This is a genomic window from Thermophilibacter gallinarum (assembly GCF_014982725.1).
Classification (GTDB): domain Bacteria; phylum Actinomycetota; class Coriobacteriia; order Coriobacteriales; family Atopobiaceae; genus Thermophilibacter; species Thermophilibacter gallinarum.
Genome location: NZ_JADCJZ010000001.1, coordinates 125,175 through 152,102, shown reverse-complemented (window position 1 = coordinate 152,102; position 26,928 = coordinate 125,175). Strand labels below are relative to the sequence as shown.

Below are 26,928 nucleotides of genomic sequence, written 5' to 3'. Positions count from 1 at the left end.
GTGCCTTGCTAACGTACTTCCCTTACTTGCTTACCGAACGTGCCTTATCGCTGCCCTTCCCCGGAAGCAGCGACCGAAGCCAGGGTCCGAACCCGCCCACACCGGCTGCGGAGCGGCCGACGATGACGGCCACCAGCAGGATGCCGACGGGGATGTCCAGGTACTGGGTGCTGATCTTGAAGCACAGGGGCAGGCCGAAGCGCAGGAACGCGATCAGGAACGACGCGAGCGCCGTGCCGACGATCGAACCCTTGCCGCCCGTGGAGAGCGTGCCGCCGAGGACGACGGCGGTGATGATGTCCATCGTGAGGTCGCCGCCGAGGTCGGAGCGGGAGGTGCCGAGGTAGGCCGTGGTCACCGTGCCGGCGATCGCCGCGGCGATGGCGGACAGGATGTAGGTGGACATGATCACGCGGCGCGTGTTGATGCCGGAGTACTCGGCCGCGCTCTGGTTCACGCCCGTGAGGAAGATCTTGCGGCCGTACTTGGTCTTGTGGAGCAGGATGAACGCGACCACGAGCATGAGCGCGTAGATGAAGATCTGGATGGGGATGACGCCGCCCACGTCATAGGTTCCGACGAAGCGGAAGTCCTCCGGGAAGCCGCTGATGCCGAGGTAGCTCTCGGTCTTTGAGAGCGTGGAGACGAGCAGGGCCATGCCCGAGAACAGGAAGCTGCCGCCCAGCGTGACGACCATCGCCTGCACCCGGCAGTACGCGATCAGGAACCCCGAGAGCGCGCCGCACAGGGTCACGAGCACGAAGGCGAGGCCCACGGCGCCCCAGATCGGCAGGCCGAAGTCCTGCCAGGCGACGCCGATCGTGATCGACGTGAGGCCCACGAGGGAGGACACCTGGATGTCGATGCCGCCGGTGACCATGATCAGCGTCACGAAGAGCGAGAGCATGAAGGTGGGCAGGTTGTCGTTGATGCTCGTGAAGAGCAGCGCCGGGCGGAGGAACCGGTCGTTGGCCATGCCGAAGACCACGAACTCGAGGACGAGCAGCGCGATCAGGATGGTGTTCCAGCTCGCCTGGCCGTGCGTGGCGTAGAAGCCCTTGATCTTCTCGATCACTTGGCATCACCGCCCTTCTCGGCACCCGCGTCCGCGGCGTCGTCCTGGGACACGCGCGCCATGAGGCGCGCCCGCCGGTTCTTGACCATGGAGCGGTGCTGGATCAGGGCGTCGGCGACCACGATGACGATCAGGATGACGCCGGTGATCGCGTTGTCGTAGTTGGACGAGAAGCCCATGAAGACGAGCAGGTAGCTGATCGACGCCATGATGACGGCGCCGATGGCGGAGCCGAGGACCGTGCCCACGCCGCCGAGCAGCGAGACGCCGCCCAGGACGCACGCCGCGATGGCCTTCATCTCGTAGCCGTCGCCGGACTGCGGGGTGACGAAGCCGATGCGGCTGGCGAAGATGATGCCGGCGATGGCGGCCATGACGCCGCAGATCACGTAGGCGAGGACCTTGGTCTGGAGCGTGGGCAGGCCGACGAGGGTGGCGCCCTGGTCGTTGTCGCCCACGGCCTGGAAGTAGCGGCCGCGGCGCGTGCGGGTGAGCAGGAAGTGGATGCCCACCACCGCGAGGATGGTGACGCAGTAGTAGACCGTGAGGTCGCCGACCGCCGTCACCGACGAGAAGTCCTTGAACTCCTTGGGGAGGTTCTCGACCCAGGCGCCGTTGGTGTAGACGTACATGATGCCGCGCAGGATGCCGTTCACGCCGAGCGTGAAGATCAGCGCCGGCGCGCCCATGACGGCCACGCCCCAGGCGTTGACCAGGCCGATCACCGCGCCGATCAGCAGGCCCACGAGGACGGCGAGCATGAGCGGCTGCCCGTCGCGCAGCATCGAGCCCACGACCGCGGCGACCAGGCCGAGGTTGGAGCCGATGGAGACGTCCAGGTTACCGGTGAACAGCGTGAACGCCATGCCCACCGCAACGAGCGTGTACACGACCGACGTGTTGAAGCACGCCGCGATGTTGCTCGGCGAGAGGAACGACGGGTTGATGATGCCCACGATCACGAAGAGCGCGATCAGGAACAGCAGGCTCGTCAGGCCTCGTGCGTGGAGGAGCTTCTTCACGATCTGCACGGCTCACACCCCCTCTCGAGAACGGTCGACATTCATGGGGAAACGCGGGTGGGTCGATCTCATGCGCTCCTCGCCTCCCCGGTGACGCCGAAGGAGGCGGACATGAGGTTGTCCTGGGTGATCTGGTCGCCGACGAACTCGCCGTTGATGCGGCCCTGGAACATCGTCAGGGCGCGGTCGGCGAGCTCCACGACCTCCTCCATGTCGGAGGAGATGAGCAGAATCGAGACGCCGGTCTCGCGGAGCTGCTGCAGGACGGCGTAGACGTCGCCGCGGGCGGCGGCGTCGATGCCGCGGGTGGGCTCGTCGAGGATGACCAGGCGCGGGTTGGTGGCGAAGGCGCGCCCGATGACGATTTTCTGCTGGTTGCCGCCGGAGAGGCCGCCGACCTCCTGCGTGAGGCCGGTCACCTTGGTGCGGAAGTTGTCGACGTAGTGCTGGCTGACGCGCTCCGCCTCCTTGCGGCCGAGGATGAACTTGCCCAGCCCGTGCGCGAGCAGCGCGCTCGTGGTGTTCTCCTCGACGTCGCGGATGCGGAAGAGACCGTCGCGGAAGCGGTCCTCGGGGACGTAATTGACGCCCTCGCCGATGACGGCGGTGGTGGAGAGGCCGGTGATGTCCTTGCCGTCGAGAAGGACCTTCCCGCCGAGGACCTTGTCACGCCCGAAGATCGTCGTGGCCATCTCCGTGCGGCCGGCGCCGATGACGCCCGCGAGACCCACGATCTCGCCGGGATAGACCTTGAGGTTGACGTCGGCGAAGCCGTAGCCGCTGAAGTTCTGGAGCTCGAGCACGGGCTTGGCCGTGTAGTCGATCTCGCGCTTCTGGGCGGCGGCGGCCTCTTTGACCGAGCCCGCGTTGGGGGGCAGCAGGCCCTTCACGAGGTCCTCGCGGGTGAAGTCCTTCGTGGAGCCCTGCATGGTGACGATGCCGTCGCGCAGGATGGAGACGCTCGTGGCGATCTGGAAGACCTCCGCGAGGCGGTGCGTGATGTAGATGATGCCGATGTTCTTCTCGCGCAGGCCTTCGATGACCCTGAAGAGGGCGTTCACCTCGTCGAAGGTGAGGGCGGAGGTGGGCTCGTCGAGGATGAGCACCTCGGAGTGGCGCATCATGCCGCGCAGGATCTCGACCATGCCCTGCTCGGCGATGGAGAGCGTGGAGGCCTTGCGGTCGGGGTCGAGGTGCCAGCCGATCTGGTCCATGACCTCCATGAGCTCGCGGTCGAGGTCGGCCTGGCGGGCGTTGAAGCCGATGGTCACGTTCTCGCGCACCGTCATGTTGGGGAAGAGCATGGGCTCTTGCGGCACCATGTAGATGCTGTGCTCGAGGGCGACCTTGGGGTTGGAGACGTCGACCTTCTCGTTGTCGATGTAGACCTCGCCGCTGTCGGGGCCGTAGATGCCCATGACGATCTTCATGAGCGTGGACTTGCCGGCGCCGTTGCCGCCGATGAGGGCGAGAACCTCGCCGGGGCGCAGGTCCAGGCTGATGCCCTTGAGCACGTGGTTGGTCCCGAACGACTTGTGGATGTCGCGGACGGAGAGAAGGACGTCCTTCTTCTTGGAGACCTGGGGTTGAGCCTCCTGAGCGATCTTGCTGGGCTCGTTTGCCATGGGCACTATGTCTCCCCTCCTCACAGACGGACGCATGAGACAGCAACGCTGTTATAGGTGACGATATCCATACGCCCGCCCCACCCATAGCGCACGGGGGGCGAGCGGTAACGTGCGTGCGGTGAACGGTTCATTTTTGCTCAGTGGTCGGGCATTTGTTCAGCATTGTGCGCGTCGTTTCACACATTTCGAGAACGCCTGCTCTACTCGCCAATCCAAAGCAACCCTTTACCGTTTTCTCGTCCATCCCCATTGACACGGCTGTATGCTCGCGGTATATCCAAATCGTACTTTTGTATTGATGTATGACAAATGTCCATCCTATCCACAAAGGAGACGGGATGAGCGAAGCCGGGTACCCGCTGGTCCTCAAGGCCGCGTGGTACTACTACATGGAGGGCTACACCCAGCAGCAGATCTCGGGCATGCTGGGCGTCTCGCGCGCGAAGGTCATCCGCCTTCTGGAGGAGGCCCGCGAGCAGGGGGTCATCCAGTTCATCTTCCGCCAGGACGACGCCGAGCGCATGCAGGTCGAGCGCCAGATCATCGAGCGCTTCGGCCTGGACGACGCCTTCATCATCCCGACGCCGGCCGCGGGCTCGGACGTGCGCGACAGCCTCGCGCGGGCCGCGGCGATGTACGTCACCGACCACCTGCGCCCCGACGGCTACCTCAACATCGGATACGGCGACACGATGAGCCTCGTGCTCAACCACCTGGCGAGCGGTCGCGGCAGCTCCCTCAACATCGTGAGCCTCACCGGCGGCGTGAGCTACTACCTGCCCAAGATCTCCTCCGAGGTCTTTGGGCTGCGCCTGTACCTCACGCCCGCCCCCCTCGTGGTCTCCTCCCCCGAGCTGCGCGACGCGCTTCTCGACGAGCCGACAATCCGCGACGTCTACCGCATGACGGAGTACGCCGACATGAGCATCGTCGGCATCGGCGGCGGGGACGAGAACGCCACGATCCAGCGAAACGGCATCCTGGGCAAGAACGAGCTCGCCCTGCTCAAGATGAAGGGGGCCGTGGGCGACATCCTCACGCACTTCGTGGACGCCGACGGCGAGCCCATAGACACCACCATAGAGAGCCGCATCGTGAGCACGAGCCTCGACAATCTGCGCAGGATGCGCAACGTCGTGGGCGTGGCGGCAGGCGGCGAGAAGGTCGCGGCCATCCGCGCGGTCCTCGGCGCCGGATACCTCAACGTGCTCATCACCGACGGGGACACGGCACGGAAGCTGCTCGCGTACGACGGGGCCTGACGGCCGGCGACGAGCGGCAAGGCTATGACGGAAACGGACCGAAGGCAGGAGGCCGAAATGAGCGAAACCGAGAAGTACCTGCTCGCCATGGACGCGGGCACCGGAAGCGTGCGCGCCGTGATCTTTGCCGTCGACGGCACGCAGGTCGGCGTGGTCCAGAAGGAGTGGACGCACCGCGAGGACCCGCGCTGGCCGGGCAGCATGGACTTTGACTGGGGGCACAACTGGGAGCTCGCGAGCAGCTGCGTGCGCGAGGTCCTGGCCAAGACCGGCGTGGCGCCCGAGGCCATCGCCGCGGTCTCCACGACCTGCATGCGCGAGGGCATCCTCCTCTACGACGCCGAGGGCAATGAGATCTGGGCCTGCGCCAACGTGGACGCCCGCTCCGACGACGAGGTGGGCCAGCTCATCGCCATGAACCCGGACCTCGAGCGCGAGATCTACCTCGAGAGCGGCCAGACCTACGCGCTGGGCGCCCTGCCGCGCCTGCTGTGGGTCAAGAACAAGATGCCGGAGGTCTACGAGAGGACCGCGCGCATCGGCATGTTCAACGACTGGCTCATCTACAAGCTCACGGGCGACCTGGCCGTCGAGCCCTCGAACGGCTCCACGACCGGCATCATGGACCTCAAGAGGCGCGACTGGGACCCCTCGATCGCCGAGCGCTGCGGCCTGCGCACCGACATCTTCGGGCCCGTCCGCGAGTGCGGCGAGGTCGCCGGCTCCGTGAACGCGCGCGGCGCGGCCGATACCGGGCTCGCCGAGGGCACGCCGGTCGTCGTCGGCGGCGGCGACTGCCAGCTCGGCATGATCGGCGTCGGCGCGGTGCTCCCCGGCGAGGCGGCGGTCTTCGGCGGCAGCTTCTGGCAGTACGAGTTCAACACCGACTCCGGTGCCACCGACCCGGGCTGCCGCGTGCGCGTCAACTGCGCCGCCGCCCCCGGCACCTGGCAGTACGAGGCCCTCGCCTTCAAGCCGGGCCTGGTCATGCGCTGGTTCCGCGACGGCTTCTGCCAGGCGGAGAAGGCCGAGGCGGACGCCACCGGCCGCGACGTCTACGACGTGATGAACGAGCGCGCCGAGAAGGTCCCCGCGGGCAGCCACGGCATGGTCTGCTGCTTCTCCGACGTCATGAACTACATCCACTGGACGCACGCGGCGCCCACCTTCACCAACTTCGAGCTCGACCCCGAGCGCTTTGACAAGTACACGTTCTACCGGGCGATCCTGGAGAACACGGCCCTTCTCGTCCGCGGGCACATCGAGCTCGTGCGCGAGGCCACCGGCAACGAGCCCGAGGAGCTGGTCTTCGCGGGCGGCGCGGCCAAGAGCCCGCTGTGGGCGCAGATCCTGGCCGACGTCACCGGCAAGCGCGTCAAGGTCCCCGAGGTCAAGGAGGCCACGGCGCTCGGCGCGGCCGTGCTTGCGGGCTACGGGGTCGGCCTGTACCCGAGCATCTCCGAGGGCGCGCGCCAGGTGGTGCGCTGGGACCGCACCTTCGAGCCCAACCCCGACAACAAGGACGTCTACGAGCAGCTCTACCGGCTGTGGCGCGAGGTCTACGCCAAGCAGTTCGAGCTCTCCGAGGCGGGCGTCACCAAGAGCATGTGGAGGGCCCCCGGCCTGTAGGCCCGGCCCCGTGGTTTTTCTCGACAACGATTTCACAGAGAGGACAGGAACATGGCAGAGAGCTTCGTGGTGAACGAGAACGACTTCGAGTATCGCTTCGGCGACTCGGGCCCCAAGTACCTGATGAAGGGCCCGCGCATGAACTTCGCCCTGGTGCAGTTCCAGCCCGGCCAGGACTTCCAGGCGCACTACCACAACGTCATGGAGGAGAACTTCTTCGTGCTCGAGGGCCAGGTCGACGTCGTGGTCGACGGCGTGGTCCACTCGCTCAAGGAGGGCGACCTCATCCACGTCGGCCCGGGCGAGGTCCACTACGTCAAGAACGCGTACGACAAGCCGGTGAAGATGGTCTCGACGCTGGCCCCCTACCAGGAGGTCGACAAGGTCGAGGTCGAGAACCCCGTCTACTGACGAACGAGGAAGGTCCCTTTTCATCATTTCGAGAGGAGCAACATGGCTGCAGAGCTTGAGGGCAAGAGGGTCCTCATCATCGCGGGCAACTGGGGCGTCGAGCAGGTCGAGCTCATGACGCCGCTCGAGGCGCTGCGGGAGGACGGCGCCACCGTCGACTTTGCCGCGACCGAGGCGGCCCCGGTCGAGTGCTTCACCGAGGACCGCTACCCCGGCAAGGTGATCGAGCCCGACCTGGCCTACCGCGACGCCAAGGTCGAGGACTACGACCTGCTGGTCATTCCGGGCGGCACCTGCAACATGGACCGCCTGCGCATCGACGACGCGGCGATCTGCCTCGCCCAGGGCTTCGCGCGCGCCGGCAAGACCATCGCCGCGATCTGCCACGGGCCGTGGCTCCTCGTGAACGCCGGGCTCGTCGAGGGGCGCACGCTCACGAGCTGCCCGTTCATCGTCCAGGACCTCAAGAACGCCGGCGGCACCTACCTTGACCAGGAGCTCGTCGTGGAGGAGAAGGACGGCTGGAAGCTCGTCAGCTCCCGCCTCCCGTGCGACCTGGACGCCTTCGTCGGCGGCATCAAGGACGCCCTGACCGCGTAGGCGGGCGCAGCGGACGACCATAGGCGCGCCGAGGGTGCCGAGCGCCCCCCGGCGCGCTACCTTTTGGCGCGGCGCGCCCGGAAGAAGTCGCGCAGCAGCGTGGCCGCCTCGTCCGCGAGCACGCCGGACGTGACCTCGAACTCGTGGTTGAGCCGCTCGTCGTGGCTCACGTCGTAGAGCGTGCCCACCGCACCGCCCTTGGGGTCGGCGGCGCCGTACACGCAGCGGTCCACGCGCGCGTTCACCATGAGGCCCGCGCACATGAGGCACGGCTCCAGCGTCACGTAGACCGTGCAGCCCGTGAGCCGCCAGCGCCCCAGCGCCCGGGCGGCGGCCACCATGGCCGCGAACTCGGCGTGGGCCGACGGGTCGGCGTCGGTCTCGCGACGGTTGTGGGCGCGGGCGACGACCTCGCCGTCGCAGACCACCACCGCTCCGATGGGCACCTCGCCCTCCGCGGCGGCGATCTCCGCCTCCTCGAGCGCCAGGCGCATGTACCGCTCGTCGTCCTTCTCGGCGACGCCGTTGTTCTCGGCCAACGATTCCTCCCGAGCCTCGCGTGGTTTACATGGGGTAGGATACTAGTGCTTGCGCACTCGGAGGAGTGGCAGAGCGGTTGAATGCAGCGGTCTTGAAAACCGTCGAGCGGGCAACCCCCGTTCCGAGGGTTCGAATCCCTCCTCCTCCGCCATTTGCGCCTCTTGAAGGGAGCGGGCGTGGACCCCATCGTCGTGATCCTCTTGGTCGGGCTGCTGCTCATCGCCGTCGTCATGGTCTACACCCGCACCTACCTCAACATCATCGGAGCGGACAACAAGTGCGAGGACGCCTGGAAGGTCGTCGAGCGCCAGCTCGCGGCCCGCGACGAGCTGGTCCGCACGCTCGAGGCGCGGCTCGGCGAGCACGGCGCCGCAAGCTCCGACATACTCGCCGCGGTCTCGACGGCGCGCGCAGCCGTGGTCGAGGCCAAGAAGCCCGCCGACAAGCTCGCCGCCTCGGAGGCGCTCACCGTGGCGCTGCGCGACGTCTTTGCCGTCGCCGAGCGCTCCGCGACGCTCATGACCAGGCCCGAGCTGGTCGAGCTCATGTCCGGAATCGCCGAGGCCGAGAACACGCTGGCGCACGCCCGCAAGGGCTACGACGCCCGGGTCCGCGAGTACAACAGCCTGGTCACGACCTTCCCCGGCAGCAAGATCGGCGGCATGCGCTACCGTCCGCGCATGAGCCTGGAGTCCGGGCGCCATGGTCGCACGGAGCAGGAGCTCCCCTGGGCGAGGTTCTAGGGGCGCGTCCTTCTCGCCGTGCGCGACACGCGGGTTAAAACGACCGCATCGTCCCCCTTCGCTGCCGCGATTCAACGCGGACGATGAGGTGGTTTTAACCCAGAAGCCCGCCGAAACGGGGACGATGACGTTGTTCTAACCCGGGCGGCGCACGCCGCGCGCTTGGGCTACAATACAGCCGACAAATCCACCTAGGAGAAAGGTCCGCATGAAACCTCGACCTCACAGTCGATGACCTGCGGCGTGCTCCCGCGAGCGGGCGCGCCGACGCGACGCACGTAAGGAGCACGAATGATCTACCTGTCCCAACTCCTGGGCAACCCCGTTCTTGACGCCGACGGCGAGAAGGTCGGCACGGTCTCCGACCTGGGCATCGCCACGGGCGAGGTCTTCCCCCGCATCACGAGCCTGGCCTTCATGGGCCCCGGCCGCACACCCATCATGATCTCCTGGCGCAAGTACGTGGACACCTACGACGAGTCCGAGGTCCGCCTCAAGGTCACGTCCACCGACCTGCGCTTCTCGTACCTGCAGCCGGACGAGGTCCTGCTCGCCCGCGACATCCTGAACAAGCAGATCGTGGACACCCACGGCATGCGCGTCGTGCGCGTGAACGACCTCAAGCTCTCGGACACGAGCTCGACCCAGCTGCGCCTGCTGGGCGCGGAGGTGGGCGCGCGCGGCCTCCTGCGCAGCCTGCACCCCGCCCTCGAGCGTGTGGCGCTGCGCCTGGCCAAGACCTTCGGCCACCCCCTGCCCGAGAAGATCATCGCGTGGAGCTACATGGACCTGGTCGAGCGCGACCTCTCCAACGTCAAGCTCTCCGTCTCCCACAAGACGCTCGACGACATGCACCCCGCCGACATCGCGGACATCATCGAGCGGCTGGACCCGCGCCTGCGCGGCCAGGTCTTCGCCCAGCTTGACGACGAGCAGCGCGCCGGCGCGATGGCGGAGTTCGACGACGACGCTATGGCCGCCGAGCTCATGGGCACGATGAACGAGACCGACGCCTCGCGCATCCTCTCCGAGATGGACCCGGACGACGCCGCTGAGCTCGTCTCCGAGCTCGACTACGACAAGGCCGAGAAGCTCCTGCGCCTGATGGGCGTCCAGGAGCAGCGCGCGATCCGCCAGCTGCTCGGCTACCGCGAGAACACCGCGGGCCGCATCATGACCTCCGAGGTGGCGACCGTCGCCGAGGACGCCACCGTGGCCGACGCCGTGGAGATGCTGCGCGGCCTGGACGAGGACTTCGAGTCCGTGCGCTACGTCTACCTCGTGGACGGGGAGCGCAAGCTCACCGGCGTCGTCACGCTGAACGCGCTGATCGTGGCCGCGCCCGAGACGCGCCTGGCCGAGCTCGCCACCGCCGACCTCGTGACCGCGAGCCCCGAGGACGACCAGGAGGACGTGGCCGAGGACATCGCCAAGTACAACCTGCTGGCCATGCCCGTCGTGAACGACGAGGGGCGCCTCTTGGGCATCGTCACCGTCGACGACGCGCTCGACGTCCTAGAGGAGGAGCACGCCGAGGACCTGCGCGTCGCCGGCGGCTCCGCGGACGGCGAGGACTCCGGGCACGCGAGCACGCTCATCTGGCTCGTGCGCCGCAACGTGTGGGTGGTCCTGTGGGCGCTCGGCGTGGTGGCGCTGGCGCTGGCCGTGGGCGGCCATCTCACGCTGGCCGAGACGCTCACCATAGCGATTCCGCTCGCCGTGGCGCTCGTGCTCGCGGACGACTCCATCTCCTACGTGACCAACTTCTTCCTTGAGAACGACCCCGACGACGAGGACTCGCCCTCCATGCTGGGCTTCACGTTCAAGGGCGTAGGCATGGGAGTGGCGCTGGCGGTCCTTCTCGCCCTTATCGTGATCGCGCTCATGAACGTGATCATGTCGCCGGCGGTTCCGACGGCGGGGCTCTTCGAAGGCAGCCTTGGCGACGCCCTGGTGACCGGAGGCTTCGCCGCGGCGGCGAGCATCTTCGTATCCTTCGCGCTTACCCCGGTCTACCTGGGCGTCCTTCGCGCGCGCGACGAGGCCAACAAGGAGACGTCGGGCTTTACGCTGTCCGTCGTCGCCATGGTGATGGCCGTCGCGGTCTTCACGGGCGCGGCGATCGCGCTCGCCGGCCCCGGCGGCATGGTGGGGTCGGGGTTCTAGATGCCGCAGGACGAGAAGAACGCGCGCACGCGGCTCGAGCCGCGCCGCATCCTCGCCGCGATGGGCCCCGGCATGGTGGCCGCGCTCGCGGGCGCGGACGCCGGCGGCGTGGCGACCTACTCCAACGCCGGCGCGCTCTTTGGCTTCATGCAGCTCTGGACCGTGCCGGTGATGTGCTTCCTGCTCATCGTGGCGCAGGAGACCGCGGCGCGCATGGGCTGCGTCACGGGCAAGGGCCTCGCCTCGCTCATCCGCGAGCAGTTCGGCGTGCGTCTCTCCGCGCTGGCCATGGCCGCCCTTCTCGTCTCCAACACCACGGTCACGCTCTCGGAGTTCGCGGGCATCGCGTCCGCCCTCGCGCTCTTCGACGTGCCGGTCTACGTGAGCGTGCCGGTCGCGGCGCTCGCCATCTGGCTGCTCACGATGAGCGGGTCGTACCGTCGCATCGAGAAGGTCCTTCTCGCCGTCGCGTGCGTCTTCGTGACCTACATCGTGGCCGGGGTCATGGTGGGCCCGGACTGGGGCGACGCCCTTCTGCACACCGTGGTCCCGCACGTGGAGGCCACGCCGCGCTATCTCTCGCTCTTGGTGGCGAGCGTGGGCACGGCCATCGCGCCCTGGATGCTCTTCCTGGCGCAGTCCAACGTGGTCGAGAAGAACGCCCACGCCGAGGACCTCCCCTACCAGCGCGTCGACACCGTGACGGGCGCCGTGGCGGCGAGCGTCATCTCCTGGTTCATCATCCTCACCACCGGCGCCGTGCTGCATCCCGCCGGCGTGGTGGTGAACGGCGCCGAGGAGGCGGCGACCGCGCTGGCCCCGCTCGTGGGCGACTATGCCGAGCTGCTCTTCGGCGCGGGCCTCACCGGGGCGTCGTTCCTGGCGGCGTGCGTGCTGCCCGGCATCACCTCGAGCGCGATCTGCGAGGCCTTCGGCTGGGAGCGCGGCGCGGACCGCAGCTGGGCGGAGGCGCCCGTCTACCGCGGCATCATCACCGCCGTCATCGCCGTCTCCGCGCTGGTGGTCATGCTCCCCGACGTCAACCTCTTTGGCATCATGATGGTGGCGCAGGTCATCAACGGCGTGCTGCTGCCCGTCATCCTCGTCTTCATGGTGCTCATCGCCAGCGACAAGCACGTCATGGGCCGCTTTGCCAACGGGCGCGGCTGGAACGCGCTCACGTGGTTCACGATCGCGGCGGTGACGATCCTCACCGTGATCATGTTCGTCATGCAGGCCATGGGCGTGTAGGGCGGCGGCGCCCGGGGCGGCGAGAAAACGCGCCCCGTGTACCGGTTTCTGCGAGAAAAGCGGGCTCGTGTACCGGTTTTGACGCGTCCGGCGCGCGCGAACCGATACACAGGACAGCTTTTCTCGGCAGGGTGTCGGCGAGGTCACGCAGCGGGCGGACACGTACAATGGACGCATGGCACGCGAGAAGATCAGAGGGTGGGTCTGCGACCGGTGCGCCCAGCTCGTGGGCACGCTGCCCGTCATCGCGTTCTTCATAGCCCTGTTCTGGATCGTCCACCTGGGGTTCGGCGAGCAGTACCTGCTAGCGGTCTCGCCGTTCACCACGCTGTTCGAGACGCGCCTCGAGAAGTACAACCCGCCGACGCAGTACGCGCGCTTCTTCCTGGTGAGCGCCTTCGCGCTCCTGGGGGCGCGGCTGGCCGTGACCAACGTCGCCCTGTGCGTGGCGGTGAACCTGGCCATGCCGTTCGCCCTCGTGTTCATGCGCTCGTCGCAGCTCAACCCGCGCCGGTACTTCCCGTACACGATGCTCTTCGCCTTCCTGCAGATGCGGCCCGCCAACCTGGTGAGCGACTTCTGGACGCAGGCGGCGGTGCTCGCCGCGTGCTGCGTCACGCTCACGGCGGCGCTCATGCTCGCCGGCGCCGCGGGCAGCCGGGCCCGCGAGGCCCGCGCGCGCCTGCACTCCTGCGTGCGCCGCCTGGCGGACGACCTGGCGCGCATGGCCGCCTCCGGCATCGACGACGAGCTCCGCGCCGAGCTGCTGGCCCTGCGCCGGGAGTTCGCGGCACTCGCCTACTCCGCGCGCGAGGACTCGACGGCGCCGCCGCGCACCGTGAACCTGCTCGACATGCTCGCCACGCTCGCGCAGCGCACGGCCTATCTCACGGGCAACTTCGACTGGAGCGACCGGCACCGCGCGGAGCACGCCGCCCTTCTCGCCCAGCTGGCGCAGCTCACGCGCGAGCTCGACGCCGCGATCGACGCCACCGCCGACCCCACGCGCCGAGCCGCGCTTGCCGACCGCGCCCGCGCGCTCCTCGACGCCCTGGACGTGGACGAGCCGCGCTTCCGCATCTTCTGCCGTGGCTACCTCAACCTGCTCGTGCTGATCCTGCGCACGGCCGCCGACCCCCACCAGCGCGTCTGGCACATGTCCGCCGGCAGCGCCGTGCGGACCGCGCTCTTCCGCAAGCGGCTGACGCTGGACTCGTTCGAGACGCGCTTCTCGGTCCGCTGCGGCATCGTGCTGGCCGTGAGCTGCAGCGTGAACCTGCTGCTGCCGGTCGACCACCTCTACTGGTACGTGCTCCACGCCTATCTGCTGCTGCAGCCCTTCCCCGACGAGAGCTCCCACCGCATGCGCACCCGCATGGTCGGCACGGCGCTGGGCTGCGTCTTCGTCCACCTGCTGGCGCTGCTCAACCTCGGCTGGGCGGGCATCATGGTGGTGGGCATGCTGCTCGTGGCGCCGCTCTATGCCGCGACGCCCGGCACGGTGACCTCGGCGTTCTTTGCCACGGCCTACGCGGTCACCATGGCGTCGGCCTCCATCGACGACGGCTACGCCACCACGATGCGCCTCGTCTCGCTCGCGCTGGCGGTGGTCACCGTCGCCCTGGTCAACCGGCTGGTGCTGCCCATGTCCGACCGACGTCTCTTTGCGGCAGACGTGCGTCAGATGTTCCCGATGGTGGCGAGCTCGTGGGACCTCGTCCGCACGACGCTGGACGAGCGCGTCGACACCGTGGTCTCCTCCGAGCGCCTGCTCCACTTCCAGATGATCCACACGCAGGCGAACGCCCTGCTCGACTCCATTTCCGCCGACGGCGAGAGGAACGCGGAGATCGCCGAGGTGGCGCGCTACCGCGACGCCGCCGACCGCATGCTCTTCTGCCTGTGGGAGATCATGTGCGAGCTGGAGCAGCTGGAGCTTCTGGTGCGCCTCGGCAGCGTGCGGGAGGAGGAGCGCCCGACGTTCGAGAAGATCGTGCGCCTCGCGCGCGGGAACTGCGACCCCGAGCGCTTCGGGACGGGCGTGGACGCGGCGGAGGGCCTGGTCATGGGCCTGGCGGACCCCGACCTGCGCTACGTGCTGCAGCAGTACGTCGACCGTGCGGGCGAGCTGCGCCTGGCCGTCGACGACGCGCGCGGCGCCCTGGTGCGCCGCCCGAGCTACCTGAGCGAGGTGCGCAGGTAGCGGAGGGGCCGCCAGTTTCACGGAGCGAACTCCGACATATGTACGAGCGCTCCTGACGGAGAGCTGCTTTCGGTTCATATACGACCAGGTAAACAGCTCGCGCCGCCCTTCTCGACTGACGAGAAGGGCGGCGCGCTCGTACATACGCCAGAGTTTGCGCCGAGTGGCGCTAGTCCTCGTAGGCGGCGGGGCCCTCGGCCTTGAGCTCGCGACCCATCAGCAGCGCGGTGGCGTCCTCGGGGGCAACCTCGCCGGAGACGACGCGGTCGACCATCTCGCAGATCGGCATCTCCACGCGCAGACGCTGGGAGAGCTCGAGAACGGCGGGCAGCGCGTTCAGGCCCTCGATCACGGCGCCGACCTTCTTCACGGCCTCGTCGACCGGCATGCCCGAGCCGATCATCTTGCCGCAGCGGAGGTTGCGGCTGTGCAGGCTGCCGGCCGTGACCACGAGGTCGCCGGTACAGGCCAGGCCGAAGAAGGTCTCGGGGTCGCAGCCGAAGGCGGTGCCCAGGCGGCGCATCTCGGCGATGCCGCGCGTGATGAGCGCCGCGGAGGAGTTGTCGCCAAAGCCCAGGCCGCGGGCGATGCCGCACGCGAGGGCGATCACGTTCTTGATGGCGCCGCAGAGCTCCACGCCGCGCACGTCGTCGCTGGTGTAGACGCGCAGGACGTCGCCGGAGAAGAGCCGCTGGACGAGAAGCGCGGCGTCCTTGTCGTCGCTGGCCGCCACGATGCACGTGGGCATGTCGAAGGCGACCTCCTCGGCGTGGCTCGGGCCGGAGAGGGCAACGACCGCCGGAGTCAGCTCCGGGCGCACCTTGGAGAGCTCGTTGGCGATGACCTCAGTCATCGTATCCATCGTGCCCTCCTCGAGGCCCTTCGTCGCGCAGACGAGGATCGTCTTGGGCCCGAGGAACGGCGCGGCCTGGGCGGCCATGCTGCGCACGAAGCGCGAGGAGGTCACGAAGACGACGACGTCCTTGTCGGCGCACGCCTCCTCGACGCTGGTGGTGAGGGCGATGTCGGCGGGAAGCTCGGGGTCATTGGGCAGCGGGATCACGCGCGTCTCGCGCAGGCGCTCGACGGTCTGCTCGGACTCGGACCATACGGTGACCTCGTGTCCCTCGCGCGAGAAGAGACGCGCGAGCGCCAGGCCCCAGGCGCCGCTTCCGATCACGCCGACGCGGGCATGCTGCATGTTCATACGTTCCCCCAAGCTGGTAGACGCAGGCGCTTCGTTCGCAAGATTATGGCACGGGAGGCGGCCGCGCCTGACGCCGGCATTACATCTCCGCGGAAAGAGCGCGGACGCGGGGCGGGTTAGAAAAACGCCCTCGTCCCCGTTCTTCTCGGCGCGTGGGTTAGAAACAACGCGTCGTCCCCCTCCGTGGACGAGTTTGAAGGGGGACGACGCGGTATTCCTAACCCGATCGGCAGCGGGAACGAGGACGATGCGGTAGTTCTAACCCGGCGAGCGAAACCCCATGAAAAGAGGCGCCGCCGGCCCGAGCCCGGCGACGCCTCGAGAGAGGGGGCGACCCCTATGCCCTTGCTCCTAGCCGAAGAGCCTGAAGATCTGCTGGAACGGCCACGTGAACACGGAGTAGTCGAAATCGTTGGACCAGCGGGCGAAGTCCGCGATGGTCGTGGGCAGGCAGCCGACGGTGAGGGCCTGGCCGAAGCTCAGGAGCAGGCCGGCGACCACGCCCGCGAGAATCGCTCCACGCCAACCGCCCGTGGAGTTGCCGAAGACGCCTGCCGGGCCGCCACCGAAGAAGCAGGTGATGACGGGCGGGGTCAGGGAGTAGAAGCCAACGGCGCCAAAGATGACCACGCAGAGAATGACGGTAGCGAGGCAGCTCAGGAAGCCGATCATGACGGCGGTGGGAGCGAAGTTGAAGACAATCGGGCAATCGAGAGCGGGAACCGCGTTGGGAACGAGCTTCTCGGAGATGCCCTTGAAGGCCTCGGTGATCTCCGCGACCATCATGGAGACGCCGGTCAGGACGATGGTGATGCCAACGCCAAACTGGACGCCCTGGGTGATGGCGTAGAGGTAGGCCGCGGTGCCGCCGCTCATGTTCTCCTCGACCCAAGCAGGACCGGCGAGAGAGACGCCGATGACGTAGAGCAGCGTCATGACGATGGCGGTCGAGACGGTGATGTCCTTCAGGAACGTGAGCTTGTCCGGGATGTGAAGGTCCTCGGAGGTCTCCTGCTCGTGGGACTTGAAGAGCTTGCCCACCAGGGCGCCCGCGATCGCGCCGAACGAGGTGGTGTGGCCGTAGGCCAGCTCGTCAGTCCCGGTCACCTTGCGCATGAAGGGCTGGACGAGCGCCGGGGAGAGCGTGCAGTAGACGCCGAGCATGATGCCGCCCACGATGATGAACATGGGGACGGACGGGTTGGCGATGACCTCGACGGCAAGCGCGAGATACACGAACGTGATGTAGTAGGTCTGGTGAACCGTCAGGTAGACGTACTTGAACGGCGTGAAGCGAGCGAGAATCAGGTTCACCACAAAGCCCACGACCATGATGAGGGCGATCGTGGACGCCCACTCGGCGGCAAACGGGTCGGTGCCCATGCCGGGAGCGGTGGCCTCGATGTTGAAGATCTTGTTCAGGATGTCGGAGATCGGCATAACGATCCCGGAGAGGATCGAGGTGCCCTGGGAGAGGATGAGGTATCCGATTCCCGTCTTGAGCGTGCCGGTGACCACGTCCTGGAAGGGCTTGCGCTGCAGCACGAGGCCGAGCAGCGCGATGAGGCCGAGCAGGATGAAGGGCTGGTTGAAGATGTACGTTACGATGAAGTCGACAACTGGCTGGATGGCTTCCACTGATATCACCTCTTCTTAGATGAGTCCGGCTTCGGTCAGGTAGGCGCCGACCTTGTCGCGCAGCTCCTGCTTGTCCATCAGGTTCTTGATGGTGATGACGTGGGGGCAGAACTTGCGTGCGTCATCGGCAAAGCTGTCGAAGGTCACGACGAGGTCGCACCTCGTGCCCTTGGCCCGCGACAGGCTCGTGTTCTCGACCTTGACCGAGAACGGCAGGTCGAACGACTTGAAGGCGTCCGCGATGTTCATTCTGAGCAGGGTGGACGTCCCCACGCCGGCGCCACAGACCGTCAGTACCTTCAGCTCTTGCATCCGTGCCTCCTCTCTCACAGGTTCCTCATGCGGCGGCGGTACTTCTCAACGAGAGCCTGGTTGTGCTCTCGAACGTCAGAGCGCTCGTACTCGAGGTGACCGTTGTAGTAGACGTCGGGGGTGACGCCGCGCTCCAGCAGCAGCTCGCAGGTCTGGGCGAGAAGACCGGCGAGCATGTAGACCACCGGTATCGTCGACGTGGCGCCAACCTTGACCTCGAGCCCCTCGAGCTCGATGGCCGCGTCGCCAATCAGCGAGCAGTTGTCGATCACGATGTCGGCGATGTCCTTGAGCTTCTTCCCGCTCGAGTGCTGCGTGGTCAGCGTGTCCGCATACACCACGTTCGTGAACGCGATCACCGGGACGCCCGCCGCCTTGGCGGCCAGCGCGACGTCGACGGTCGCGGCGTTGTTGCCGGAGTTGGAGAAGCACACCATCACATCAGGCGGCCTGACCTCGTTGTAGGAGACGATGACCTGGCCGATGCCCTCGACCTTCTCGAGATAGCTCGTCTTGGTGATCTCGTTGATGCCGGCGACGGCGGACTCGAAGATCGCGTGCACGTTGGCAAGCGTCGCAGAGCGCCAGAAGCAGTCCTCGGTCACGAGGCTCGAGTGCCCCGAGCCGAAGAGGTGGATGATGCCGTCCTTCTCGGTGGCGTCGGCGAGGACCTCCGCCGCGCGCATGATGTTGTCACCCTGGGTGTCGTAGGCCTTCTGCACGACCTCGTTCATGGTCTCGAAGTAACGCTGCCAAGCACGCATCACTGCTCCCCTCCCTCGCTCGCATCCATGAGGATGGTCTTGACGATCTTCCTGGGCTCGGTGATCGAGGTGCCGATGACCACGCAGTCGGCACCCGCATCGAGACAGCGGCGCATCTTGTGGCCGTCGGTGATGCGCCCCTCGGCCACCACGTGCTCCACGCCAGCGGCGCGCAGCTCGGAGATGATCTCGTAGTCGGGGTCGGGGCTCGGCAGCGTGCCGAAGGCAATGGGGTTCTTGGAATACGGGGTATAGCCAGAGAGCGTGGTGCCCACGAAGTCGGCGCCCGCCTCCCAAGCGGCCACACCCTCCTCGACCGTCGAGATGTCGGCGACGACCGGCAGGTCGGGGTACTTCTCCTTGATGGCCGCGAGGAACTCCGCGAGGGTCAGCTCGTCATAGCGCGGACGACGGGTTCCGTCCACTGCGATGGCGTCGGCACCGGCGGCGACCAGGGCGTCCACCTCGGCCATGGTGGGGGTGATGCGGAAGTCCTTGGAGCCGAGCTCCTTGTAGATCTTCTTGATGCCGATGACCGGGACCTCAGGTCCGACCGCCTCCTTAACCGCGGACACGTTCTCGAGATTCGTGCGCACGGCGGCGGCGCCACCCGCCATGACGCTGCGTGCCACGCAGGCCATGGCAACGGGCTCGGCCATCAGCTCGTTGATGTCCTCGCCGGCGTAGCAGGAGACGATGAGCCCTCCCTTCACCACGTCAAGCAACCGCATGGTCAACACGCTCCTCTCTCATCTCTGCCGGTAGGTCCGCGACGCTCCTCGCCTGTTCGAGAAGCGCGATGTTGCCCTCCGTCCCAAGGAAGCCGGCGACCTCCTGGAAGAGTCCGAGATGTTCCTCGTCGGTGACCGCGGCGATGGCGAAGACGACGTACACGGGGTCGTTGTCCGGGTTGCCAAAGCAGACCCCGCCCGGGAAGGTCGCCACGGCGATGCCGTTTCTGGCGACGCTTCCCTTCGGGCGCGCGTGCGCGAGAGCGACCCCGGGGGTCACCACGATGTAGGGACCCAGCTCACGTACCGTGTCCACCATGTCCTGGACATACGACGGGTCGCATACCCCCTCTCTCACGAGAAGGTCGCCTGCCTGGCGCACGGCCTCCTCCCAGGTGCGGGCCTCCTGCCCGAGGGCGATGCCGCCCGCGCCTATGTAGCTGCCAATAGACATCTCGTTTACGCACCTCCCATGACTTCCCTGATCTCACTTGCATTCCTGGCTGTGCACAGGGTCTGGACGTCGACCCTGTCAAAGAGCTCGAGAAGGTCCCTGAGGGCACGGATGTGGGACCAGTTGTCAGTTGCGGCGAGACAGAACACCAGATGAATCGGGTCATAGTCCGCACGGCCAGACTCAACGCCCTCGGGAAGGACCGCGAGCGTCATCGCAAGGCGGTTCACGCTGCGCCCCGCGCGTCCGTGGACGAGGGCGACGCCGGGCATGAAGGCGAAGCAGGTCCCCTCGCGGCGCATGTCCGCGAGAGCCTGGTCCACGAAGTCGTCGTCCACGTCGCCGGCGGAGACCAGCGGCGCGCACGCCGTCCGGATGGCCTCCTCGTAGCCGGAGGCGTCCACGGGACAGAGGATCTTCTCCGGACCGAGCAGCTCCGCCAGGGAGGGCTGGATGCGCTCGGCATGGACCACGAGGCCGTGCGCCGTGAACGCGCGCTCCATATCGCCGAGAAGTCCCTCAGGGTCGAGGATCGTGCAGTGCCGCTGGACGACCCCCATGATCTTCTCGAGAAGCACGTCGTCCGTGCGGCCTATCGCAGCCCTTCTCGCCATGCGCTCGATCGACGCGCAGAAGTAGAGCGCGAGATAGGCGACGTCCCCCTCGGAGACCTCGCCGAGAAGGCCGCCTTCCTCATGGGAGACGATGTCCTCGAGGGCCTCGAAGCACATCGGGTGCGAGGCCCGCGCGTCCTCGACGTCGGGAGAGAGCGTGACGATGCCGTGGCGCAGGCGGAAAACCATGGGACCGAGGTGGTTCTGGAGCGACTCGATGAGTTCCTGGTCGGCGGAGAAGCTCTCCCCCAGTCGCTCCTCCATCGAGCGGACGATGCGGTCGAGCAGCATCTGCACGCCGATCCAGTCCTCACGAAGGTAGGGCTCGGGGGTGACGAAGCGGGCGCCGAGAAGAACCATGGCAAGATAGTCAACCTCGCCGGTCGGCAGAGGGGCGCCACCGGTTCGCGCCATCTCGTCGGCAATCTGCACCGCATAGACGTACTCGCGGGAAGAGACGACGGACGCAAGGTCAGGGATCTGGTCGCTCTCCACGCACGAGGAGTCTATCCGCATGCGCATGACAGCAAGCGTGTAGACGATCATTCGGAGCGAATCGAACGCCAGCCAGTGGCCGAAGTCACCTGACTCGAGGCTCATCACGACTCCGAGCAGCTCTCTCGCGGAGTCCACGACGCCCAGGGCCTTGAACCACCGGGCTGCGGCACTCCAGGCGAAGGCCCGTTCGTCGTGGACGCAGGCAAAGTCGAGGTTGCGCTCAATCACCTGGACGGCAAGCCTGCGCACGGCGAACTCGCTTCCCGCGAGGCGCCTACCCTTGCTCGAGAGCGACTCGAGGCGCAGGCCGGAGGCAGACAGCTCGCTCTTGAGCAACGTGACGTCGCGGTCGATGATGCTGCGGCTCACGCCGAGACGGTCGGCGATCTGCTGGCTCGTCAGATGCGCGGCACCCGAGGTGAGGAAGAGCATGAACTCCACGTCGCGGCGCTCCGTCGGAGACAGCACGAAGTCAACGGGGTCCAGATCATCAATGGCTCCTGACACCGAGAAGACCTGGCCAGCGTCAGGGAAGCGCACGACACCCTTGTCGAGTATGGGCGCGGCAAGGCCGAGCCGGCGACAGAAGGCGTCAAGGCCGTCGAGCTCATACCGGACGAGCCTCGGGCTGATGCCGAGCTCCCTCGAGAGGTGCTCGAGGCTCGCATGGCCGTCGGCAATGAGAATGCTCACGATATGTGCTGCGCGGCTGTTCACGGTGCCCCCTACAGGCTCCTGACCCGAGCCGAATACCGTCTGACCAGGTCTGCGTTGTGTTCGGACGACCCTTCGCAGTTGCCGCTCAGGAACACCTCAGGCTCGCGTCCGGCGGCGCGCAGACGTTCGCAGGCGGAGAGCATGACGAGATTGGCAATGAGGAGCGTGGCGATGCTCGAGGTCGGACCGGCCTTGGTCCCGTCTGTGCGCACCGGAACGCTCGCATCGCCTACGGCGACGTGGTTGTCGACGCAGACGTCACAGACGTCGGGGAGGTGCAGGCCGAGCGGGTGCCGGCTGGGCTTCTCGCGGTAGGCGAAGGAGGAGATGCCTATGACAGCGGCGCCCTTCTCGGCAGCCGCCTGGGCCATCTCTATCGCAAGGGAGTTGATGCCGCTTGTGGACGCGACGAGCAGGCAGTCGTTCGGGCCGATCGGATAGCGCTCCGCTATGAGGGTCGCATAGCCGCTCTTTCGCTCGAGCAGGCTGCTCTTTGCCGCCCCCTCGTGGAGCATCGTCGAGGTGTCGAACATCGGGCAGACCGGGGCGAGGCCGCCGGCGCGATAGAAAAGCTCCTCCTCGACCATGTGGGAGTGACCGCAGCCAAAGACGTAGAGCATCCCGTCATGAGAAAGGGAGGAGGCGAGCAGCTCGCCTGCCCGGTCTATGGCCTCGCGCTCGTCAGAGACGATGGCTGACAGGACGTCCTCGACTGCATTCAAATACAGGTCCGCGAATCCCATCCGTGCCTCCCATGACTCGAAATAACATCACGTTTTGAATCGATATAACGAGCAGCACGCTATCCGCGGCTTGGCCTCCCTTTTTGGCTGCCAAGTCATGGCAGAACTGAAACAAACGAACCTATGGTGAAACGCATGCCATTTTCCGCATACTCACAGTTTGCCGAGAGGCCGTCTAGGATGCAACACGATGTTCTTCCATCGAATTGCTACAAAATATGCAGCAAGCACTCAGATGCGTTCGGATCTCATGTCGCTAGTACGTTTTCTATTTTTATTAATATCAGGGACGGGTTAGAAAAGTGCCCTCGTCCCCGTCCTTCTCGCCGCGCGGGTTAGAAACAACGCGTCGTCCCCCTCCGCGGACGCGTTTGGAGGGGGACGATGCGGTATTCCTAACCCGATCGGCCGCGGGAACGGGGACGACGCGGTATTTCTAACCCGGAGGCGTCTACGCCAGCGCGACGTCGGTCGTGGACCCGTCGGCGCCCGTCACGCGGAGCGTGGTCCCGTCGAGCTCGACGGACGCGATGTCCCCGGAGCCCTGCACCGGGTTGCCGTCGGAGCCGACGACGTAGGTGATGCCCTGCGTGTGGCCGCCGACGACGTAGCACGGCACGTCCCAGCCGCCGTCGCGGTTCTCGGGCGCCAGCAGCGTGTCTCCGGTGCGCACCAGCGCGACCGGCGTTCCCTCGAGCGCAACGAGCGCCTCGCCGGCGGAGTTGACGAGGCTCCAGGCGCCGTCGTCTCCCTGGTGCAGCGAGTACGTCTCGCCGGCGTAGCTCACGGTCCCGTCGACGCCCGCCTGCTCGTGGCCGGCGTCGTGCTCGGCCTGCTCCTCCTGCGCGGCGAGCTCGTCGTCGCTGGGGCGCAGGGTCTGCTCCTGCTTGGTGGCCTCCTCGGTCGCGGGAGGGAACAGCAGCGCGTTGATCAGGCTCCCGACGGCAAAGACCACCGCGACCACTAGGATGCCGGCGATGACGAGAAGGACGATGTTGCGGACGCTCCGCTCCGGGCCGCCCTGCGGGGCGCGGGCCTCGGGGTGGCGCTTGGCGTAGCGCCTCTCGGCGTTCTGTCGGGCGCGGTCCGCGGCCTCGGCGGCGTTCTTTCGCGTGGTCACGCGCGCGCCCTGCCCAGCGCCGATCGTCGAGATCTCGCTGGAGTCGCTGGCCAAGCCCTGAGAGCCCTGGCGCGCCGCGCGCCGCGCGCCGGTCCGCGCGTGGCTGGCGTGCGCCGAGCCTCCGGCGGCGGCGTGGCTTCCCCGCCCCGCTGGCGCGGCGTGGCTCGCGTGGTGCGCCGGGCGCACGTTCTTCTCGTCCCTTGCTGCCATAGCGTCCCCCGATCGCTAGACCTCGCGGCGCTCCTCGATGGCGCGCCCGAGGGTGATTTCGTCCGCATATTCCAGGTCCCCGCCCACGGGCAGGCCGCTCGCCAGGCGAGAGACGCGCACGCCCAGCGGATGGATGACGCGCGCGAGGTAGGTCGCCGTGGTCTCGCCCTCGACGTCCGGGTTGGTGGCGAGGATGACCTCGGTGACGCTGCCGTCGGCAAGGCGCGCCAGCAGCTCGCGCACGTGGAGCTGCTCGGGCCCGATCTTGTCCATGGGGCTGATGACGCCGCCGAGCACGTGATAGAGCCCGTGGTAGCTGCCCGTGCGCTCGATGGCGCTCACGTCGCGCGGCTCGGAGACCACGCAGATGCGCTCGCGATCGCGCGATCCGTCGGCGCAGACGTCGCAGGTCTCGCGCGTGGCATAGCTGAAGCACACCGGGCAGAAGTGCACCTGCTGCTTGACCTCGAGGATCGCGGCGGCGAGGCGACGCGCCTCCTCGGCGTCGGCCTCGAGCAGGTGGTAGGCGATGCGCTGGGCCGACTTGGGGCCGATGCCCGGCAGCCTGCCCAGCTCGTCCAGCAGCCGCTGGAGCGCGCGGCCGTCGTTTATGGTGGCGTCCATGGACACGGCAGGCACGTCCTAGAACAGGCCCGGGATGCTCATGCCGCCCGTCACGGCGCCGAGCTGCTGGCTGGCCATCTGCTCGGCGGAGTCCAGGACGTCGTTCACGGCGGCGAGGATCATGTCCTGCAGCATCTCGACGTCCTCGGGGTCGACGGCGCCCGGGTCGATCGTGAGCGAGGTCAGGCGCAGGTCGCCGGTGGCCGTGACCTTGACGGCGCCGCCGCCCGCGCTCGCGGAGACCTCGGTCTCGGCCGCCTTCTGCTGGGCGGCCAGGAGCTGCTCCTGCATCTTGCGGGCCTGGGCCATCATCTGGTTGCGGTTCATGCCGCCCATGTTGAATCCCTTGGACATGCCGTGTTTCCTTTCTTCGCTATCGCTCGCCGCGGTTCCGCGGGCGAGAGGTACGGTGAATGGTGCTACTCGTCATCTTCCTCGTCGTCGACGGGTTCGTCGGTGAAGCCGGCGTCCTCCTCGTAGTCCCGCTCCCTGGAGAGCTCGGCCGCGGCCTCCTCGTCAGAGGTGGGGTTCGAGGGCTCCACGCTCACCGAGAGGGGCTGGCCGAAGGCGGCGCTGAGCTGGGCCGCGATGGCGGCGAACTCGGGCGAGAGCTCCTCGGTGCCGGCCGGGGCGGCGGGGGCACCCCCGCCCGCTCCGCGCTCGGCTGACGCCTCGCTCACTTCGTGAGTCGCAGCGGGGGTGCCCCCGTCGCCCCGGCCGTTCACGGTTGACTCGACCGAGTTCGCCGGCGTCGGTATCGCTGCGGGCGCCGCCGCGGCCGGCGGCTCGTTGACGGGAGGCTCCTCGTCCTGGGCGAACGAGGCCACGTCGGCGTCGGTGTAGGGGACGGGCTCGGGCTCGGGGGCGGGGGCGTCCCAGGGCATGGGGTAGGTCGGCTCGGCCGGGGCCGGCGTCGGGGCCGGCTCCGCGACGGGCGCCTCGGGCGCAGGCGCGGGCTCTGCGGGCGCGGGCGTCGGGGCAGGGGCCTCGACCGGAGGCGCGACGGGTGCCGGGGCGGGCTGCGCCTGGGCCTCGGCACGGGAGATCGCCTGGCTCGCGAGGCTGGACTCGACGTAGACGACCTGTCGCGGCCCGAAGGCTGCCGACACGACGGGGTCCACGCTCGCGCGGACGTCCGAGCGCTCGAGCATCCTCGCCGCGAAGTGCGAGCCCTTGGGCAGGGACACGGTGAGGCGCGCACCGTCGTCGGAGACGGCGGTCGACGAGAGGAGCAGCGAGCCCTTGGCCGGAACCTGCCTCACGAGCTGGTCGACGACCTGCTTCCAGGCCCGCTGGAGGTTGCCGTTGCTGAGGCCCGCGGACGCGCCGGCGGACCCAGGCGCTCCGTTCTTCTCGCCCGCGCCCGAGAGTTTGGGTTCGGAAACCGGGGCAGGAGCAGGAGCCGGCTGCGGCGCAGCTTCCGGAGCGACGCTCTGAGCTGCGGGGGCGTTGACGCCGGCCGAGGCAGGGGCTTGGGCGGTGAACCCAAACCCGTTTTGAGTTTGGGTTCGTGGCTCGGAGACGGCGGGCTGCGGCTCTGGGGCGGGGGCGGCAGGGCGGGCGCCGGGGGTGGCGAGGATGGCCACCTGGCGCTCGAGGTCGCCCACGCGCTCGGCGAGGGCCTCGAGGGTGAGGTCCGTCTCGGGGCGCGCCACGCGGGTGAGCGCGATCTCCAGAACAAGCCGCTGGTTGGTGGCCGTGCGCATCTCGCTCGAGGCATCACCGAGGACCGTGAGCACGCGCGCCACGCGGTCCGCCGAGCCGAAGGCGGCAGCCTCCGCGCGCAGGGCCGCGAGCTCCTCGCCGCGCGCCGCCACGACGTCGTCCGCATCCGGCGCCACCGCCACCACGTAGACGTCGCGCACGTGGGCGGCCAGCTCGCGCGTGAAGCGCAGCAGGTCGCGGCCCTCGTCCGCGAGCGTCGCGACCTCGGCGAAGAGCGCGGCGGCATCGCGGCGGGCCATCGCCTCGGCGACCTTGCCCAGCACGGAGCCGGACACCTCGCCGAGCAGGTCCTGGGTCGCCTCCAGCCCGATGTCGCCCGCGCCGAAGACGGAGAGCTGCTCCAGCGAGGTCAGCGCGTCGCGCATGCCGCCGCGCGCGTGGCGCACGATCAGCTCGAGCGCGGCCGCGTCATAGGTGAAGCCCTCCTGGCCGCAGACGTAGGCCAGGTGCGCCTGCATCTCGTCGTTGCCGATGGCATGGAAGTCGAAGCGCTGCACGCGCGAGAGGATCGTGGGGAGAATCTTCTGCGGGTCGGTGGTGCACATGACGAAGACCACGTGCTCGGGGGGTTCCTCGAGCGTCTTGAGCAGCGCGTTGAACGCCGCCGGGGTGAGCATGTGGACCTCGTCGATGATGTAGACCTTCGCGCGGCCCATGACCGGCGCGTAGCTCACGCGGCCGATGATCTCCTCGCGGACGTTATCGACGCCGGTGCGCGAGGCGGCGTCCAGCTCGATGACGTCCGGGTGCTCGCCGGACGCGATGAGGCGGCACTGCTCGCAGCTGCCGTCGGGCAACGCGGCCGGGCCCTTCTCGCACATGAGCGCCTTGGCCAGGATGCGGGCCATGGTGGTCTTGCCGGTGCCGCGCGGCCCGCAGAAGAGGTAGGCGTGGCTGGTGCGCCCCTCGAGCACGGCGCGCTTGAGGGTCTCGACCACGTGCGACTGGCCCACGACCTGCTCGAACGTCTGCGGGCGGTATTTGGTGTAGAGCGATTCCATGCGGCCTCCGGGCACGTCGGCTTCCGAGGTTCCAGTATAC

24 protein-coding genes and 1 tRNA gene are annotated in these 26,928 nt (G+C 67.8%); 9 read left to right on the top strand and 16 right to left on the bottom strand.

Features of this window, described 5'->3' with window-relative positions:
- Positions 1–22: 22 nt before the first annotated feature.
- From INF26_RS00710 to INF26_RS00700, 3 genes are read right to left on the bottom strand one after another with little or no spacing between them, the layout of a single operon-like run.
- Entirely contained in the window at positions 23–1,075 is a 1,053-nt protein-coding gene (locus INF26_RS00710) for an ABC transporter permease (protein ID WP_332307271.1), read from the bottom strand.
- A complete protein-coding gene (locus INF26_RS00705; protein ID WP_193528839.1) occupies positions 1,072–2,106 on the bottom strand; it encodes an ABC transporter permease in 1,035 nt (344 codons plus the stop codon). The genes INF26_RS00710 and INF26_RS00705 overlap by 4 nt, the downstream gene beginning before the upstream one ends.
- A 59-nt stretch (positions 2,107–2,165) precedes the next feature.
- Positions 2,166–3,722: a sugar ABC transporter ATP-binding protein gene (locus INF26_RS00700; protein ID WP_193528837.1), complete on the bottom strand. Its 1,557-nt coding sequence runs from the start codon at positions 3,720–3,722 to the stop codon at positions 2,166–2,168.
- A gap of 341 nt (positions 3,723–4,063) precedes the next feature.
- On the opposite strand from INF26_RS00700, the gene INF26_RS00695 reads away from it, so the two are divergent.
- From INF26_RS00695 to INF26_RS00680, 4 genes are read left to right on the top strand one after another with little or no spacing between them, the layout of a single operon-like run.
- Entirely contained in the window at positions 4,064–4,987 is a 924-nt protein-coding gene (locus INF26_RS00695; RefSeq protein ID WP_193528836.1) for a sugar-binding transcriptional regulator, read from the top strand.
- Between the two features lie 57 nt (positions 4,988–5,044).
- Positions 5,045–6,616, top strand: a complete 1,572-nt coding sequence (lsrK, locus tag INF26_RS00690; RefSeq protein ID WP_193528834.1) for an autoinducer-2 kinase — start codon at positions 5,045–5,047, stop codon at positions 6,614–6,616.
- A 51-nt stretch (positions 6,617–6,667) separates the two neighbouring features.
- Positions 6,668–7,027, top strand: a complete 360-nt coding sequence (locus tag INF26_RS00685) for a cupin domain-containing protein (protein WP_193528833.1) — start codon at positions 6,668–6,670, stop codon at positions 7,025–7,027.
- 42 nt (positions 7,028–7,069) lie between these two features.
- A complete protein-coding gene (locus tag INF26_RS00680) occupies positions 7,070–7,627 on the top strand; it encodes a DJ-1/PfpI/YhbO family deglycase/protease (protein ID WP_193528832.1) in 558 nt (185 codons plus the stop codon).
- Positions 7,628–7,683: 56 nt separating this feature from the next.
- Here the strand turns inward: INF26_RS00680 and tadA are convergent, their stop codons facing one another.
- Entirely contained in the window at positions 7,684–8,166 is a 483-nt protein-coding gene (gene tadA / locus INF26_RS00675) for a tRNA adenosine(34) deaminase TadA (protein WP_193528831.1), read from the bottom strand.
- 59 nt (positions 8,167–8,225) lie between these two features.
- On the opposite strand from tadA, the gene INF26_RS00670 reads away from it, so the two are divergent.
- The 5 genes from INF26_RS00670 (at position 8,226) to INF26_RS00650 (ending at position 14,530) form a co-directional block, all read left to right on the top strand.
- Positions 8,226–8,318, top strand: a tRNA-Ser gene (locus INF26_RS00670).
- Positions 8,319–8,343: 25 nt separating this feature from the next.
- Positions 8,344–8,910, top strand: a complete 567-nt coding sequence (locus INF26_RS00665; RefSeq protein ID WP_193528830.1) for a LemA family protein — start codon at positions 8,344–8,346, stop codon at positions 8,908–8,910.
- A gap of 291 nt (positions 8,911–9,201) precedes the next feature.
- Complete coding sequence (locus INF26_RS00660) at positions 9,202–11,076, top strand: magnesium transporter (protein WP_193528829.1); 1,875 nt, start codon at positions 9,202–9,204, stop codon at positions 11,074–11,076.
- Positions 11,077–12,327 (top strand): Nramp family divalent metal transporter, encoded by a 1,251-nt coding sequence (locus INF26_RS00655; RefSeq protein ID WP_193528828.1) that lies wholly within the window; start codon positions 11,077–11,079, stop codon positions 12,325–12,327.
- Between the two features lie 175 nt (positions 12,328–12,502).
- The gene (locus INF26_RS00650) at positions 12,503–14,530 is read left to right on the top strand and encodes an FUSC family protein (RefSeq protein ID WP_193528827.1); all 2,028 of its coding nucleotides are present in this window, start codon (positions 12,503–12,505) and stop codon (positions 14,528–14,530) included.
- 169 nt (positions 14,531–14,699) lie between these two features.
- Here the strand turns inward: INF26_RS00650 and INF26_RS00645 are convergent, their stop codons facing one another.
- The 12 genes from INF26_RS00645 to dnaX form a co-directional block, all read right to left on the bottom strand.
- Positions 14,700–15,737 (bottom strand): NAD(P)H-dependent glycerol-3-phosphate dehydrogenase, encoded by a 1,038-nt coding sequence (locus tag INF26_RS00645; RefSeq protein ID WP_226371787.1) that lies wholly within the window; start codon positions 15,735–15,737, stop codon positions 14,700–14,702.
- 351 nt (positions 15,738–16,088) lie between these two features.
- Positions 16,089–17,375, bottom strand: a complete 1,287-nt coding sequence (locus INF26_RS00640) for a PTS ascorbate transporter subunit IIC (protein WP_193528826.1) — start codon at positions 17,373–17,375, stop codon at positions 16,089–16,091.
- A gap of 15 nt (positions 17,376–17,390) precedes the next feature.
- Positions 17,391–17,687, bottom strand: coding sequence for a PTS sugar transporter subunit IIB (locus tag INF26_RS00635; protein WP_193528825.1), 297 nt, complete (start codon positions 17,685–17,687; stop codon positions 17,391–17,393).
- A gap of 14 nt (positions 17,688–17,701) precedes the next feature.
- Entirely contained in the window at positions 17,702–18,451 is a 750-nt protein-coding gene (locus tag INF26_RS00630) for a sugar isomerase domain-containing protein (RefSeq protein ID WP_193528824.1), read from the bottom strand.
- A complete protein-coding gene (locus INF26_RS08445) occupies positions 18,451–19,182 on the bottom strand; it encodes an N-acetylmannosamine-6-phosphate 2-epimerase (protein ID WP_226371786.1) in 732 nt (243 codons plus the stop codon). Before INF26_RS08445 ends, INF26_RS00630 begins: the two co-directional genes overlap by 1 nt.
- Positions 19,169–19,636, bottom strand: coding sequence for a PTS sugar transporter subunit IIA (locus tag INF26_RS08440; RefSeq protein ID WP_226371785.1), 468 nt, complete (start codon positions 19,634–19,636; stop codon positions 19,169–19,171). Before INF26_RS08440 ends, INF26_RS08445 begins: the two co-directional genes overlap by 14 nt.
- Positions 19,637–19,641: 5 nt before the next feature.
- Positions 19,642–21,465: a BglG family transcription antiterminator gene (locus INF26_RS00620; protein ID WP_193528823.1), complete on the bottom strand. Its 1,824-nt coding sequence runs from the start codon at positions 21,463–21,465 to the stop codon at positions 19,642–19,644.
- Between the two features lie 8 nt (positions 21,466–21,473).
- Complete coding sequence (locus INF26_RS00615) at positions 21,474–22,208, bottom strand: sugar isomerase domain-containing protein (protein ID WP_193528822.1); 735 nt, start codon at positions 22,206–22,208, stop codon at positions 21,474–21,476.
- Between the two features lie 451 nt (positions 22,209–22,659).
- Positions 22,660–23,538 (bottom strand): hypothetical protein, encoded by an 879-nt coding sequence (locus tag INF26_RS00610; RefSeq protein WP_193528821.1) that lies wholly within the window; start codon positions 23,536–23,538, stop codon positions 22,660–22,662.
- 15 nt (positions 23,539–23,553) lie between these two features.
- A complete protein-coding gene (gene recR, locus INF26_RS00605) occupies positions 23,554–24,162 on the bottom strand; it encodes a recombination mediator RecR (RefSeq protein ID WP_193529413.1) in 609 nt (202 codons plus the stop codon).
- 18 nt (positions 24,163–24,180) lie between these two features.
- Complete coding sequence (locus INF26_RS00600) at positions 24,181–24,516, bottom strand: YbaB/EbfC family nucleoid-associated protein (RefSeq protein WP_193528820.1); 336 nt, start codon at positions 24,514–24,516, stop codon at positions 24,181–24,183.
- A gap of 65 nt (positions 24,517–24,581) precedes the next feature.
- The gene (gene dnaX, locus INF26_RS00595; RefSeq protein ID WP_193528819.1) at positions 24,582–26,888 is read right to left on the bottom strand and encodes a DNA polymerase III subunit gamma/tau; all 2,307 of its coding nucleotides are present in this window, start codon (positions 26,886–26,888) and stop codon (positions 24,582–24,584) included.
- Positions 26,889–26,928: the final 40 nt, after the last annotated feature.

Excerpts from the sequence above, each read along its gene's own strand:
- INF26_RS00700 (WP_193528837.1), bottom strand. The coding sequence starts at position 3,722 with ATGGCAAACGAGCCCAGCAAGATCGCTCAGGAGGCTCAACCCCAGGTC.
- INF26_RS00695 (WP_193528836.1), top strand. The coding sequence starts at position 4,064 with ATGAGCGAAGCCGGGTACCCGCTGGTCCTCAAGGCCGCGTGGTACTAC.
- lsrK (WP_193528834.1), top strand. The coding sequence starts at position 5,045 with ATGAGCGAAACCGAGAAGTACCTGCTCGCCATGGACGCGGGCACCGGA.
- INF26_RS00685 (WP_193528833.1), top strand. The coding sequence starts at position 6,668 with ATGGCAGAGAGCTTCGTGGTGAACGAGAACGACTTCGAGTATCGCTTC.
- INF26_RS00680 (WP_193528832.1), top strand. The coding sequence starts at position 7,070 with ATGGCTGCAGAGCTTGAGGGCAAGAGGGTCCTCATCATCGCGGGCAAC.
- INF26_RS00660 (WP_193528829.1), top strand. The coding sequence starts at position 9,202 with ATGATCTACCTGTCCCAACTCCTGGGCAACCCCGTTCTTGACGCCGAC.
- INF26_RS00655 (WP_193528828.1), top strand. The coding sequence starts at position 11,077 with ATGCCGCAGGACGAGAAGAACGCGCGCACGCGGCTCGAGCCGCGCCGC.
- INF26_RS00650 (WP_193528827.1), top strand. The coding sequence starts at position 12,503 with ATGGCACGCGAGAAGATCAGAGGGTGGGTCTGCGACCGGTGCGCCCAG.
- INF26_RS00645 (WP_226371787.1), bottom strand. The coding sequence starts at position 15,737 with ATGAACATGCAGCATGCCCGCGTCGGCGTGATCGGAAGCGGCGCCTGG.
- INF26_RS00635 (WP_193528825.1), bottom strand. The coding sequence starts at position 17,687 with ATGCAAGAGCTGAAGGTACTGACGGTCTGTGGCGCCGGCGTGGGGACG.
- INF26_RS00630 (WP_193528824.1), bottom strand. The coding sequence starts at position 18,451 with ATGCGTGCTTGGCAGCGTTACTTCGAGACCATGAACGAGGTCGTGCAG.
- INF26_RS08445 (WP_226371786.1), bottom strand. The coding sequence starts at position 19,182 with ATGCGGTTGCTTGACGTGGTGAAGGGAGGGCTCATCGTCTCCTGCTAC.
- INF26_RS08440 (WP_226371785.1), bottom strand. The coding sequence starts at position 19,636 with ATGTCTATTGGCAGCTACATAGGCGCGGGCGGCATCGCCCTCGGGCAG.
- INF26_RS00615 (WP_193528822.1), bottom strand. The coding sequence starts at position 22,208 with ATGGGATTCGCGGACCTGTATTTGAATGCAGTCGAGGACGTCCTGTCA.
- INF26_RS00610 (WP_193528821.1), bottom strand. The coding sequence starts at position 23,538 with ATGGCAGCAAGGGACGAGAAGAACGTGCGCCCGGCGCACCACGCGAGC.
- recR (WP_193529413.1), bottom strand. The coding sequence starts at position 24,162 with ATGGACGCCACCATAAACGACGGCCGCGCGCTCCAGCGGCTGCTGGAC.
- INF26_RS00600 (WP_193528820.1), bottom strand. The coding sequence starts at position 24,516 with ATGTCCAAGGGATTCAACATGGGCGGCATGAACCGCAACCAGATGATG.
- dnaX (WP_193528819.1), bottom strand. The coding sequence starts at position 26,888 with ATGGAATCGCTCTACACCAAATACCGCCCGCAGACGTTCGAGCAGGTC.